We start from the raw sequence: 14,317 nt of genomic DNA, 5'->3' as shown, positions 1-14,317 counted from the left end.
GTTTCAAAACATATTCAAATCGTCCTTTTTTAATGTTAAATAAGCGAATTCCTGATTGGTTGTATAAATTCTTGATATCAAATTAAAATTAATATTTTCTAATTTACCTTAATAATCAAACTCATAAAGCAATCCCACGTTACTACCTGGATCATTATCTGGGGTAACAAATCTTGAATTGTCTTTTCCCGTACCAACCGTTGCAGTAGCTTTCAAGTGTTTGGTGATATCAATCTGCATCTCGGCCTGTGTACCTGCATTGCCTGTAGATTGTTTGGCACCAATATAAACACCTTTTGCCACATACTTCCCTGCCGCAACACTTGCTCCATTATTGGAGCCTCCATTTTCATTGCTACGACTCCCCCCTCCTAAAGAAAGTCGATCCAATCCAAGGCTTTTTCTCACGGTACCCAAGGGATCAATCCCTGCACTTTGTCCACCCAACGTTGCCAATGCCAATCCTATTTCTGCCATTTGGGTTGCCGAAAGACTTTGTGAATCAACACCAAATAATAGAATGGCTAGAACCCTGTCTTGTGACAATGGAGGGGAAGAGGTTAACGTGATTTTGGGTGAACTTGCAAAACCTGTAATCAATAATCTGGCCGTGTTTCCTTCAACCGTTTTTTTTACCTCAAAATCCAGAGAGGGATCAATCTTGCGATCTACATTACTTCCCTGAAACCCGATCACACCCCTTGTGAAATCCAATGATATTCCTGAAAGATCAATATGACCGTTTTGCATCTTCATTCCCCCCGCAACTGAAGGCGCATCAGCTGTTCCAGTGATATGCAATGCGCCTGCCATATCTGTAAACAGTCCGAAACCTTGAACCAAGATTTGACCGGCAGATTTAATGGTTAAATCCAAACCGATAATGGGTCCTGGAAGATTTGGCCTGCTTTCTGTTTCAATCTTGTCACCTGGACGAATTACTTTTAATGGTACAACAGAACTTGAAATAGAATGCGGTATATTAATCTCGGCATGTTTGATCCGAATTGTTCCCTTCATATCAATTTTTGATTTTGCCATTCCACTAACATCGATATCACCATCAAGAATGGCTGTTAACAAATCACTAACCAATGGACGGGCATTTTTCATATTCATATGCAAGCTTACGGGAATACCCGGTTGAAAAACTCCAATTTGTCCATTGGCATATATATCCCCATGTCCCGCCTTGGCAGTAAGTGATTCAAGGGTTATATGATCTTTTTTCCCAACAAGCTTTGCCTGTATATCCTGAATACTTGTCCCTTGTGCGTAATCTCTAAAACTTCCTTTGAAAAGCTGTACAGTTCCATTAACAATCGGTTCCATAAAACTTCCCCCAATTTGCATGGCAAGATTGATATTGCCCTTGACTTGCTGACCATAGGCACCCGCAATCGCATTTCCCAATCCCAAATCAATTTTCCCTTCAAGATTCAAATCCATCTTACCATTTGAATTTAAAGGTATTAAACCATTCATACTCAAATCAAATTTCTTTCCCATCTGTAAATGCGTATGCGTTTGGGCATTTTTACCCATCAAATTTGTCCGAGAAATCAATTGTGCAACAGGTAGAGAGGCGGCTTCTCCTGTAAGCATTTTAATATTCGCTGCTTTAATTTGAATTGAACCTGTGGGTTTTTCCAACGTCCCTTTTAACCTGGCCTGGGCATCCAAGGTTCCATTAGCCTGTAACTGAGGTAAAAAAGGTCTTAAAATGGCAGGAGTCACATTTTGAATACTAGCATTCAAATTTAATGCTGGCATAATTACTCCAGCCAAATCGATAATGGCCAAGGGCGCATTTGGAGGAGCCAAGGTTAAACGAAAATGATCTATGGCTACTTTCTCCCCAAAATCCACCTTGGCTGGAGCAGTCAGGTGTATATTTTCACCTTTTGCCAATGCATTCAGTTTTTGCAAAAAAACATTTTTTTTCTTCAAATCTAACAATAGTGCTGTATCAAATGCACCTTTACTTTTCATTAACGAAGGAAAATCAGCATTTGCCACTACTTTCAAGTTATCGATAAAACCATTGGCACTTAACTGGATATTACCTTTTGCCTGTGGAAGCTGAAAATCCGAAATTTGCGCCTTTAAATTGATTAAGGGTTTATCTAATGGATAATCAATATAACCCGTTAAAAGCAAATTATTGAACCTGTAATTAGGCATATTCACTTTGCTGCTTGCATTAACGAATAATTTTTGGTTTGTATGCGGTGAGGAATGAATTTGTAAGGCAAGATTGCCTTCAATATTCTGTCGAACCAATTTTTTAAAATCGGCCAATCGAGTTATTTTTATATCAAGGTTACCATTAGGAATTATATTTTTACCGGAAATACTAAAATCAGCGAGACCATTCAAGGATCGCCAATTCAATTTTCTTAAATTAAAATAATAATTATCAGTATTTTTCTTTTGACTTGCCAACAGTTCCATTTCTATCGGTGAACGGTCAAGATTTCCATTCAAGGATACCAAAAGCGTTGGTAGCGCAAATAAATGATTCAGCTCAGCCTTCATTTTTAAATCGCTTGGCGCTATTGCATAATCTCTTTTTGATGATGTTTGAAATTTAGTAGCCATTTCAAATCTCAAACCCAGATCTTCCAGAGATCCATCAGCTTTTAAAACCGCCTTTCCCTGACCCGTCAATAACGGGGAAAGTGCCATAAGATTATCTATATTAAGATTAACAACCGCCCTGACCTGTTGATCCAATAAATGTCCATTACCTTGAATTGATAAATTTTGACCTGATATTGTCAAATTATCCAAATAGATATCAGGTTTTTCTTTATGGAAAATACGTGCATGAATACCAAGATGTCCCTTGGATCCAACCATATTTACCATTGCAGGTAATCCTTGATTAACCTGTATGGGACCATCCAAATCAAATACAATTGGATTATCTGCATGCTCTGGCATTGTAAAAGCAAGATTGAATACTGATTGACCTCCCAACCTAACACCTGTCAATTCGGCTATATCACTTAAATGTGGTAGAGCCAGATCAATTGATCCTTTTAAGACAGGGTAAAAAAAGATATGTCCCACAGCCTTCACAAGATCATGTTGAACTCGAAAATCAATTGATTGTTCAGGTTCATTTATTCCATATACAGCATCAGCTATAATTGGGACTTTGGCAAACATCATTGGATGTTTTCCGGGAACACGCAACCCCTCTGCAATTAAATGTATATGAGCTCTATCGATTTGCCTTGAATTTATGGCTTGCAAATCATCATTTTGCTCTCCCGAAAAAGAAACAATAAGATTATTCAAAAACGTTTTACCAGCCGCTAGATTGACCAGTTTGAATTTTCCCTGACCGATTGGTTTTGTCAATAATCCAGTCAATCTGGCATCTAGATCCCATCCATCCCAATGAATTTGCGGATTCAAGGTCACTGCTGGAGAATGACCGGATAAATCAACATTCATTTTTGAATGATTAAGGTCAATATGTCCATTTTCCCTTAAATACGTCTGATTTGATTTCAGTTCCATTTTTGTATTCAATGAATCAAACGGTCCATCAAGCGACAAATTAAATGATAAGGGAGTTAATTGATCGGACTTTAATAAACGTTCAAGAATTCCATCTGGATTGGATTTTGCCAAAAAAGTTAACTGTCCTTTTGAAACCTGATGATTTTTAACTGTTAACTTCAAGGAAAGATTTGTTGATTTATTAAGTTCTTCACCATCAAGCTCCAGATTTGTGTCAGGCAATGCATTCAGTTTAAATTCATCTAGAAAGAATAATATATTAGAAGTCGATAGTTTTCCGTTAACCTTTAAATCTAACGTTTTTGAAAAAATTGTCTGAGCAAGATGCAATTTATTAATTTGTAAATGGTTAATCGAGGCAAACAACCATAAAAATGACAAATCGGATGATGTGGAATATGATGCGTCTGGTGATTGTGTGGATTTTGGTAAATCCTCAATATCAATTTCTTCAGCCAAAAGACTTTGAATAAATAATTTTTTATACAGTAATTCAAAAAAAGACCAATCAAGTTTGACTTTTTTTAATATTAACCACGGTTTATCCGTTGATGGCAATTTTTTCAACGTGATTTCTTCAACAATCAGATGATTAGGAAAATTCCCGTGAATTCCCTTAACATTTATGGAATGATCGGTCCAAACATCAATTTTATCTGAAAGAAATTCTTTTCCACTCTGCGTATTAAGATAAATGAATAATGCAAAAACCATAGCTACAAGCAATATGAGTATGCTTGCCAGAAACCATAATATACTCTTGATTATAGAATATTTGACTTTTCTAACCTTTATATTCCTTGGCACTTTGTCAATGGATTGCTTCTTTTCAGGTTCCTTACTAGATTGAGACATTAAAAAGTTTCCCCCAAACCTATATAAACTTCGAACCGATCTCCTCGATATGGTCGCTTAACGGGTACTGCGATATCTAAACGTATGGGCCCCATGGGCGTATAATATCGAAATCCACCACCAACACCTACCTGAACCTTCCCCTCAAAAGGCATACTGTCACTGCTGACCTGACCGGCATCAATAAAGGCTTGGGCACCAAATTGTCCAAGTATTCTTTGCCGGAATTCAGCCGTTCCCGTATCCATTGCCTTTCCCCCTTTTGCATATTTACTCCCCTTAAATTGAGGACCGACACCCTGGAAACGGAATCCTCTTACAGTTGAAGTACCTCCTGCGTACAAACGTTGGTCAGGGGGAAGATTCATTCGTGAGGCCCCTTGAATACTGCCAATGTTTCCACGAAATGCAAAAATTGAACGACCAGGTTTCGTTAATCCCAGATGCGTTAAATCAAAATAGGTAGAGGCTGTTCCTTGCATGATTGCAAAAAATATAGTCTTGTCTCCAAAAGATTCCGTCGGCGTTATAGATACAGACGCTTTCATTCCGTGATCTGGAGACATCATTGGATTGACCAAGTCTGTTCCATCATATGCCGCACCCAGTGGAAGGTTGATCATGGTATAATTGTTTCTTTCACCTCGCTGAATAATATGTTCTTGTATTCCACCCAAATAAGCTGACATGCTCCAGCGTTTACCAAATTTTCTTGTCATTCCAACCTTTGCAAGAAACGCTGTTTGATTATACGAGTACAGCTTCTGTTTTACAGCTTCAATACGTGCATTAAAATCCTGGTTACGATGTCCAAAATCAGGTTTGGTAAAATCCGCATACACATCATATCCCAGTCCCCGTTGGGCTGTTCCTGCTATACCCGTCGCTATGGCTGCCAATTTTAACTGTTCGGCATTACCAAATATATTATGATGCGTCCATTTTGCACCTAACCTTCCCCCAAGATCCGTCGAATATCCCGCTTCAACACTTACGGTTCTTCGTTTAGTCTCTTTAAAGGTTATGGTTAATGGTATTCGACCCGATTGATCAACATGATCTGCAACGTGCATATCAATACTCGAAAAAACACCAGTTGAAGAAAGATCCATGCGTGCGTTTTCAATAGTTGAGGGTTGATATAACTGTCCAGCATGCAATAACAATCGGCGACGAATATATTTCGCGTTGACCTTTTTCAAACCTTTGAAATCGATATCACCTATGTCCACTACAGGACCCATATTCATATCAAAAACAACATTCAAGGTTTTATTGTCTGGATGCAGATAGGCAACGGGCTCTCCCATTTTAGCCAAGGCATGTCCCTCTTCCTGCAACCCCTTGATCAGTTTGTCCCGAGCGGCAACGATATCAGCGGAAACGGCAGGATCACCAATTTTCAATCCGAATTCCCTTTGCTGCTTAGCTGATAACTGGATGATTTCATTTTTTTGTAAGTTCTTGAACTCTAACTGACCTATGCGATATTGGGATCCCTTTTGGATATGAACAATAATGATAACATCCTGCTGGACAGGCACTTTATCAATAAAATTTGGTAAATCCGTACTTGCACCATCAATTATTCCATTGGCAATGATATCTTTTTCATGTTTGAATATATCATCGGATTGCTCTCTTTTATTCAATTTTACATTTTTTTGATTATGTAACGCAGCCGCAGTTCCAACCTTGATACTGATTTTCGCATCATAATATCCGAAACTGTCCATAGCATTTTTAAAACGGGCATAATCACTTTTAATTCGACCAGCCAACGCAAACGCATTTACAGCATTTGTTTTTTGTAAAGTAACTAAATTGGATGTGTTTGACAAAACTTTATCAATTGTCTCATTTCCTATTGAATATATTTTCACTCTATAATATTGAGGATCTGCAGCCACTCCCTGCTTAAAACAGCTCAAAATAAATAACACTATGAATATGAAATAATCACGAATGCCTAATTTTCTATTATCACCTTTATATTGTATGGATTTTTCGTTTTCAAACCAAAACCACAAAGATGACAAAACGCATATTCCCTATAGTATACTGAATAAAAATTGGATTTTATAAAAAGTATTTTCTTTTATAAAAATTAAAGGAACTCTTCAAAAGAAAAATACATTAAAATAAAAAAACGCCAAAAATTTGGTAAATTATTTTAAATTTTTCTTTATGAATAAATCTTGTCGTTACACATATTTTCAGATAACAATTATAAAGCCCGTGATTATTACTTTTATATTACAATACTGAGAAAACTGTATTTTATTTTTTGTTAAAATTATGAATTTTGTTATTTATGTTATCCAAAATTAAGAATATTATTCTTCAGTCAAATAATAAAAAAATTAAAGATAGGTCACGTATAGGTTTCAATTCATTATTTGACAATAATGAAAATGCAGTTAATACCTATAATCCTAAATTTTTGAAAAAAATTAGGGCAATTCTCAGAATCTTCACCATTTTGGGATGGACTGGAATGGCTATTCCAGTACAATCAATCTTTGTCAAACTCCCTGGAAAATTAAAAACCAATTTTGCAAGGTATTATTGGTATATTGTAGGAAAATTACTGGGGCTACGCCTTCATACCTTCGGCAAGATTATTGCCCTGGACTCAAAAAAAGGACAGGATCGTCCAATCTTATACATTGCCAATCATTGTTCATGGCTGGATATCGTCACTATAGGCGGATTATTGCCTGGATGTTTTGTTGCAAAAAAGGAAGTCGGAACCTGGCCTCTTATCAGTATTTTATGTAAACTTGGCCGCGTCTCCTTTGTCAGCAGACAACGACACTCAACAGCTAAAGAACAAATTGAACTACAATCAAGATTAAAAAACAATGATAGCCTAATCTTATTTCCAGAAGGCACCTCTTCTGATGGATCGCATTTATACCCTTTTATGTCATCTTTTTTTGCATTGGCAAAACCCCATGGTAAGAACACCATAACTTATAAAACACCCATTATTCAACCAATTTCAATTACATATGATCGTTTGGACATGTTACCTGTCAACAGGTTCACCCGACCCATTTACTGCTGGTATGGTGATATGGAATTGGCACCACATTTATGGAATCTCAGTCAATATTCCGATATGCATGCATCCGTTATTTTTCATGATCCTTTATATCCAGAAAATTTCAAGACCCGTAAACATCTTGCGCAGGAAACCTGGGATATTATTGCCAAGGGTACTATTGCATTAAGATCAAACCATTCTAAAGATGAAATAAAGAAAATAATTTGATATTTTCTATCCGATAAAATATGAATTACGATTTATCATACCTATATTAAGTTATATAAATGTTAATGAACTAATTCAATTTTTTCTTGCAACATTTCTGGATATACAAAATATTAATTCATATTTAAATAATAAAAACCTTTTACTTATCTTCAATTTGAATATTAATTTTCATATATTAATGGATAAATAGCTTGTATCTATTCCTGTCTTTTTATAAAAAGTGTATTTTATTGTAATTCAAAAATATCCTAATACCAAGGCAAAATCCTGATATGGTTCAACGAGACTTTACTTTGACAAATGCACATTTAGATAATGAAACATCACGGCGATATCTGCATATAATCACATGGGGATGTCAAATGAATGTTTATGACAGCAACCGAATGGTCGATTTGCTGCGTCCATTAGGATACAAAGTAACGGATAAAGCTGAACAGGCGGATGTTCTCATTCTTAACACTTGCCATATACGCGATAAAGCCACTGAAAAGGTTTTTTCAGAACTAGGACGTTTGAAACAGATAAAGGAATATCGCAATCAGCTGGGGAACCCCACCCTTATAGCAGTGGCTGGATGTGTAGCTCAGGCTGAGGGAAATATCATTCTTCAGAGGGCTCCCTATGTTGATATCGTGTTAGGTCCTCAAACTTATCACCGTCTTCCAAAAATGATTTTGGAAGTGGCCCGGCAATCGGGGAGCATAATCGAAACCGATTTTCCTGTTGAAAGCAAATTTGATTTTTTGCCCATACCTCAGGAAAATACAGGTTACAGTGCTTTCTTAACAATTCAAGAGGGATGTGATAAATTTTGTTCATTCTGTGTTGTTCCCTATACACGTGGTGCCGAAGTCAGTCGTCCTGTACAGACAATTCTTGATGAAGCTACTCATCTTTGCAGTATTGGCGTAAAGGAAATCACTTTACTTGGTCAAAACGTCAATGCCTATCATGGAGAGGGTCCTGACGGAAACATTTGGAATCTTGCTCGTCTTGCAGAAAAACTTTCATCATTACCAGAATTAAGCCGTATTCGTTACACGACTTCCCATCCAAGGGATATGGATGACAGCCTTATCAACGCACATCGTGATTTACCTGCATTAATGCCATTTCTGCATTTGCCAGTTCAGTCCGGATCAGACCGTATTCTCAAGGCCATGAACCGTGGACATACAGCTGATGAATACCGTAAGATTATAGATAAATTGCGCAAGGCACGTCCTGATATTGCTTTATCTTCAGACTTTATTGTCGGTCATCCTGGTGAAAACCTAAAAGATTTTGAAGATACCATGCAACTTATCCGTGACGTTCAGTTTTCACAAACTTTTTCCTTTAAATATTCCCCCAGACCCGGAACGGCTGCCGCTATTTCCATGCATCAGGTTAGGGAAGAAGAAAAAGATGCTCGTCTTCAGGCCTTACAGGCTTTGTTAAGAGAACAGCAAGATCAATTTAACCAGAATACGGTCGGACGTACCATTCCCATCCTTTTTGTTGGTAAAGGTCGAAAACAAGGTCAGATAACGGGAAAATCCCCCTATTTGCAAGCGGTTCACATTCAGGGTGACACATCGCTAATCGGTCGGGAATGTCAAGTTAGAATTGATAAATCTTTGACAAATTCGCTTTCAGGAACATTAGTTTAAAAAGGAACCATTTTGAATAATAAAGTTTCCCTACAGATTTATCCCATTCTTTTATCAGAAGAAGTAAAAAACGAATCTTTTTTAAAAACAACCCTGCAATTTCCTGACAATTTATTACTGGCTCAAATGTTGGGAGATCATGACCGTTATTTGGTTCAAATTGAAAACGAACTTCAGGTCAACATGGGTTGTCGGGGAAACTATCTGGTCATAGAAGGGGATATCCAACAGGTTGAACTTGCTAAAACAGTAGTAAGCAATCTGTATCAACATATATATACCCATAATGAAATTAACTCTACCATCGTTAATAATTTCATACGCATGGCCTATAACGGACTCTTATCCATTCTTTATCCATCAAAACAAAATGAACCTCCTGAATCCATGGAACTCAAACAACCAGAATCAATTCCAACAATTTCTGTACGTAAAGGTACTATTTCACCTCGTACAACGGGACAGGCAAACTATTTGAAAATGCTAGCAAGAAATGAAATGGTTTTCGGAATTGGCCCTGCTGGAACAGGAAAAACATTTCTTGCTGTAGCCCAAGCAGTTTCCATGCTTTTATCTGGTCAGATTGATCGTATTATTCTATCTCGTCCCGCTGTAGAGGCTGGCGAGCGATTGGGATTTCTGCCTGGAGATATGAAAGACAAAATTGACCCATATCTTCGTCCCCTTTACGATGCTCTATACGCCATGATGCCAGGAGATCAAGTTGTCAAAAGACTGACCAGCGGGGAAATTGAAGTGGCTCCCCTTGCCTTTATGCGAGGTAGAACACTTGAACATGCCTATATCATACTTGATGAAGCCCAAAATACCACTCCTGCTCAGATGAAAATGTTTTTGACACGGTTAGGGGCTGGTTCACGAATGGTCATAACCGGTGATCTTAGCCAAATTGATCTGCCCCCCATGATCAAATCAGGATTAAAGGATGCAATTGATACGTTACAGGGTGTTTCCGGTATTGAGATTCTTCGTTTCAAGGCGGAAGATGTTGTCAGACATCCTCTTGTTAACCGTATTGTAAGGGCTTATGACAAACAGTCAGCAAAATTAAAAATATTTTCCGAGAATAAATCCTAGAAAGAAATTTCCTGATGACATCCCTCTTCCGGCAATATCGATATCAAATTCTTGATTTTCTTTTTAGTGAAGTAGTAATTATACAAGACAAGAGGTGGTATAAACTGATTCCTGATCTCAAGGAATTGATATACCGTATTTATACCCTGCAACCTTTTGCTGAACAAACCACGCTTTGTTTTGCCAATGACCAGACAATACGAAAATTGAATTGCCAATTCAGGAATAAAAATAAGCCTACAAATGTTCTTACTTTTGAGCATCCAGATCCCCAATCCTATGGAGGGGACATTATTCTTGCCCTGGAAACCATTCAAAAAGAATCCCGTCGAGCCCGAAAACCAATGCGCCATCATTTGACACACCTTATTTTTCACGGCTTATTACATTTAAAGGGATATGACCACCTTAAATGTAATGAAACAAAAACCATGGAAATGAAGGAATCCTATCTTTTAGGTAAAATCAGGATCCCGAATCCCTGGAAAAACTCGTCTTTTGGGAGTATATAGCCATGTTTCGTGCGCCAGGTAATAATGCGCCGAATAATACCGCATCAGAACAGTCACAATCAAACACAAAGCCAAACCGTTACAAATCTTTTTTTAAACGTTGGTTCCATCAAAGATATCAGCACAATTTGCGACAATCAATTGTCAACCTTGTAGATGACAAAAACAATCATTTACCTACAATTCCCGATGACAACAAGGAGGAATTCAATCCACATGAGCGATTACTGATCTCCAATATATTGAGATTGAAAGATAAAACGGCTGATGATGTAATGATACCAAGAGCTGATATATTTGCCATTGATGATTCAATCAGTTTCAAGCAGGCACTGGAAATTATGCAGCATGAAAATCATTCCCGAGTTCCTGTCTATCATCAGGAATTAGACAATATCCAGGGGATGTTGCACGTTAAGGATCTTATTTCCTATATTGGACACAGTGAAGATTTCGATTTTGGTAAAGTCATTCGACAGCCCCTTTTTATCGCACCTCAAATACCAGTTCTTGATCTCCTGCTACAAATGCGTGTACACCGGATTCATTTGGGGCTGGTAATTGATGAGTATGGCAGCATTGATGGATTGATAACGATTGAAGATCTAGTGGAAACAATCGTGGGCGATATTGCTGATGAACATGATGAACCTGAGGCCAACATGATTATCGAACGGGGAAACAATACGCTGGATGTGGATGCAAGAGCACATCTTGAAGATCTTGAGGAAAAAATTGGAACATTCTTGACCGAAGAAGAAAAAAATTCAGATATGGATACGTTGGGTGGACTTGTTTTCCATCTGGCTGAACATATTCCGACCAAGGGAGAGGTATTAACTCACCCATCTGGATTGATATTCAGGGTTCTGGAGGCTGACCCGCGACATATACGTCGTCTGCGAATGCATATCCCTCAGAACTGGTCTTTACCCACATCCAACGATTCAGACACCCTATCAGAAACCAATTCAAACAATATATAACCCTGATTATCAAACAGGGTTCATATCACTCTATAATTTTATAGCTTTCCTTTTAATCCGTTCATCAACCTCTTGTTCCCAAGGAGGATTGGCTCCACGCCGTTCACAAATCATTGCCGCAGCAACCGATGCATATTTTAAGGCTTTGGTAATTTCAGCAGGCGTGATAATCTTAATTTTGTCAAGTGTCAAAAATCCATTTTTTTGTAAATAGGTCAGGGTTGCCGCCATAAAGGTATCCCCTGCCCCGATTGAATCTACCACATCATCAATATAATCAGGTGGAACATCAATGACTTCATGACCTGGCAGATAACAAAGAACACCCTTGCTTCCACGTGTAATAATAACAATGGAGGTACCCTGATTGATCCAATGTTTGGCAGCATCATCAACTCTGGTGTCAGGCAATAAGAATTCCAGATCAGATTTGGATAATTTAATAATATCCGCCATGGCTGTCAGACGTGCCATACGTGCTCTATAAACAGCTGGATGATGTGTATTGCTGGGTCGACAATTTGGATCAATTGATAAAATTCTTTTTCCTTTTTCCATTCTGAACATCTGCTCACAAGATTCAGAAATAGGAGGTTCAATCAGAGAAGTAGAACCAATGTGGATCAAATTGACATCGTCGGAAAATCCGGGGGATTGTGAACGGACCCATAATCTCGATACAGTATTTTCATCATAAAAGGCATAGGCGGGTTCTTCATTGCCCAATTCAACAAAGGCAAGGGTTGTTTGTTGGTTTCCTCTAGCAACATATCTTACATCAACGTTGGATGTTTCGAGAAATTCCATCAATTTCTCACCCCAAAAATCAGTGGAAATTCCTCCCATAAATCCGACAGCGCCACCAAGACGACCTATTGCAACAGATATATTTGCACAAGATCCGCCCGGGGCTGGACAATAGCAATCTGCACCATCTTTTGTTTTATCGGGAATGAAGTCAATTAAAACATCACCACAAACAATAATCATCCAAATCTCCTTTTTGAAAATACTGCATATTTTGATGAATCACCAAGATGTTACCAACATTATATTAGGGAATACAAATTAAAAAACCAGTATTAATATTTTAAAAAATAGAAATCGAGACACAAATAACAATCCCAATTTATTTAAAAATTCATTTTTAAATAAATTATATTGGAAATAATATTACTCTTTACATCTTATTCATTTCAATCATTCCAAGATTGATATCACCAACAACCCTACGAACATAAGGAAAATATATGCCTGTTTGGCTTATTACAGCATTGATGCTTGTCTGCTCAAATTTGTTCATGACCTATGCATGGTATGGTCATTTAAAAACATTATCCGGCAAACCCTGGTATATAGCTGCATTAATCAGCTGGGGCATCGCTCTTGGAGAATATCTTATCCAGGTTCCTGCCAACAGGATTGGGTTTACAAAACTATCTCTTGGTGAGTTAAAGATCATGCAGGAAGCAATAACTCTTTCCGTATTTATCCCTTTCAGCATATTTTTCATGCATCAGTCTTTTAAGCTTGATTATTTATGGGCCGGTTTATGCGTTATGGGTGCTGTATACTTTATATTTCGTAGTGGTTGAGAATTTTTTTAACTTGCTTTCCAGAACTGTATGGTTTTTCTTTGTTATAAAAATTATAAATGAGAAATAATTAATAATTTTACCAATCCTTTGGATTATTATCTAAATTGTAATTTCTCTCATACTTAAACTTATTTTACTGGAAATAATATCATGTCCATAACACGACGCTCCTTACTAGCCTCAGTTTTGCCTGTTTTGACTATTATGGCGACCAAAATTCCCACTCATGCGGAAATACCTAAAAAATTTTCAACTCCTCGTACACTCGGGAATTCCAATGCAAAAGTTCATGTTGAAGAATGGTTTTCGCTAACCTGTGTGCATTGTGGACGTTTTGCACATGATATACTTCCTCAAATACAAAAAAAATATATTGATACTGGAAAAGTTTTCTACATTTTTAAAGATTTTCCCCTAGATAAAGTAGCTCTAAAAGCCGCGATTGTGGCACGCTCCCTACCAGTAGATCAATATAAACCGTTTATTACAGCCCTCCTGAGTAATCTTGATCAATGGGCTTTCAATGAAAATGCTGATCCCTTGCAAGAATTGCAAAAATATTCGATTTTGGCTGGTATGTCCAAAGAGCGTTTTCAGCAGGTAACTCATGATGATGCAATTCAAAAAATAATATTGGAAGAAAGCAATTACGCTGAAAAACATTTCAAAATAGACAGTACACCAACCTTTATCTTCAACGGTAAAAAGGTTGTCGGTGAATTAACGCTTGATAAATTTGATCAGGAAGTTAATGATGCGTTGACAAGAACTGTACCTTCATAATTTCATTACCAACAAA

General features: G+C 37.5%; 10 protein-coding genes. 7 read left to right on the top strand and 3 right to left on the bottom strand.

Annotated features, from left to right (window positions below; genetic code table 11):
* Window positions 1-108 precede the first annotated feature (108 nt).
* Together GN303_RS03130 and GN303_RS03125 are read right to left on the bottom strand one after the other, a co-directional pair.
* Entirely contained in the window at window positions 109-4,389 is a 4,281-nt protein-coding gene (locus GN303_RS03130; RefSeq protein ID WP_110438784.1) for a translocation/assembly module TamB domain-containing protein, read from the bottom strand.
* Window positions 4,389-6,428, bottom strand: coding sequence for an autotransporter assembly complex protein TamA (locus GN303_RS03125; protein ID WP_231504063.1), 2,040 nt, complete (start codon window positions 6,426-6,428; stop codon window positions 4,389-4,391). Before GN303_RS03125 ends, GN303_RS03130 begins: the two co-directional genes overlap by 1 nt.
* 458 nt (window positions 6,429-6,886) lie before the next feature.
* Between GN303_RS03125 and GN303_RS03120 the strand changes: the two genes are divergently transcribed.
* From GN303_RS03120 to GN303_RS03100, 5 genes are all read left to right on the top strand, one after another.
* Complete coding sequence (locus GN303_RS03120; protein ID WP_158523871.1) at window positions 6,887-7,666, top strand: lysophospholipid acyltransferase family protein; 780 nt, start codon at window positions 6,887-6,889, stop codon at window positions 7,664-7,666.
* Between the two features lie 275 nt (window positions 7,667-7,941).
* On the top strand, window positions 7,942-9,324 hold the full coding sequence (miaB, locus tag GN303_RS03115) for a tRNA (N6-isopentenyl adenosine(37)-C2)-methylthiotransferase MiaB (RefSeq protein ID WP_110438782.1): 1,383 nt from the start codon (window positions 7,942-7,944) through the stop codon (window positions 9,322-9,324).
* A 126-nt stretch (window positions 9,325-9,450) separates the two neighbouring features.
* On the top strand, window positions 9,451-10,422 hold the full coding sequence (locus tag GN303_RS03110; protein ID WP_110439002.1) for a PhoH family protein: 972 nt from the start codon (window positions 9,451-9,453) through the stop codon (window positions 10,420-10,422).
* A gap of 14 nt (window positions 10,423-10,436) precedes the next feature.
* On the top strand, window positions 10,437-10,934 hold the full coding sequence (gene ybeY / locus GN303_RS03105) for an rRNA maturation RNase YbeY (RefSeq protein ID WP_110438781.1): 498 nt from the start codon (window positions 10,437-10,439) through the stop codon (window positions 10,932-10,934).
* A gap of 2 nt (window positions 10,935-10,936) precedes the next feature.
* On the top strand, window positions 10,937-11,920 hold the full coding sequence (locus GN303_RS03100; RefSeq protein ID WP_110438780.1) for a hemolysin family protein: 984 nt from the start codon (window positions 10,937-10,939) through the stop codon (window positions 11,918-11,920).
* A gap of 30 nt (window positions 11,921-11,950) precedes the next feature.
* Here the strand turns inward: GN303_RS03100 and GN303_RS03095 are convergent, their stop codons facing one another.
* On the bottom strand, window positions 11,951-12,910 hold the full coding sequence (locus GN303_RS03095; RefSeq protein ID WP_110438779.1) for a carbohydrate kinase family protein: 960 nt from the start codon (window positions 12,908-12,910) through the stop codon (window positions 11,951-11,953).
* Window positions 12,911-13,170: 260 nt separating this feature from the next.
* On the opposite strand from GN303_RS03095, the gene GN303_RS03090 reads away from it, so the two are divergent.
* The gene (locus tag GN303_RS03090) at window positions 13,171-13,515 is read left to right on the top strand and encodes a DMT family protein (RefSeq protein WP_110438778.1); all 345 of its coding nucleotides are present in this window, start codon (window positions 13,171-13,173) and stop codon (window positions 13,513-13,515) included.
* Window positions 13,516-13,668: 153 nt separating this feature from the next.
* On the top strand, window positions 13,669-14,301 hold the full coding sequence (locus tag GN303_RS03085; protein WP_110438777.1) for a thioredoxin domain-containing protein: 633 nt from the start codon (window positions 13,669-13,671) through the stop codon (window positions 14,299-14,301).
* Window positions 14,302-14,317: the final 16 nt, after the last annotated feature.

The organism is Commensalibacter melissae (assembly GCF_009734185.1).
In the GTDB taxonomy this organism is placed as follows: domain Bacteria; phylum Pseudomonadota; class Alphaproteobacteria; order Acetobacterales; family Acetobacteraceae; genus Commensalibacter; species Commensalibacter melissae.
The sequence above is the reverse complement of the archived record's forward strand: the minus strand, read 5'-3'. Positions and strand labels throughout refer to the sequence as shown.

Bases quoted from the DNA above. Each gene is read 5' to 3' on its own strand.
- GN303_RS03130 (WP_110438784.1), bottom strand. From the start codon at position 4,389: ATGTCTCAATCTAGTAAGGAACCTGAAAAGAAGCAATCCATTGACAAA.
- GN303_RS03120 (WP_158523871.1), top strand. From the start codon at position 6,887: ATGGCTATTCCAGTACAATCAATCTTTGTCAAACTCCCTGGAAAATTA.
- miaB (WP_110438782.1), top strand. From the start codon at position 7,942: ATGGTTCAACGAGACTTTACTTTGACAAATGCACATTTAGATAATGAA.
- GN303_RS03110 (WP_110439002.1), top strand. From the start codon at position 9,451: ATGTTGGGAGATCATGACCGTTATTTGGTTCAAATTGAAAACGAACTT.
- ybeY (WP_110438781.1), top strand. From the start codon at position 10,437: ATGACATCCCTCTTCCGGCAATATCGATATCAAATTCTTGATTTTCTT.
- GN303_RS03100 (WP_110438780.1), top strand. From the start codon at position 10,937: ATGTTTCGTGCGCCAGGTAATAATGCGCCGAATAATACCGCATCAGAA.
- GN303_RS03095 (WP_110438779.1), bottom strand. From the start codon at position 12,910: ATGATTATTGTTTGTGGTGATGTTTTAATTGACTTCATTCCCGATAAA.
- GN303_RS03090 (WP_110438778.1), top strand. From the start codon at position 13,171: ATGCCTGTTTGGCTTATTACAGCATTGATGCTTGTCTGCTCAAATTTG.
- GN303_RS03085 (WP_110438777.1), top strand. From the start codon at position 13,669: ATGTCCATAACACGACGCTCCTTACTAGCCTCAGTTTTGCCTGTTTTG.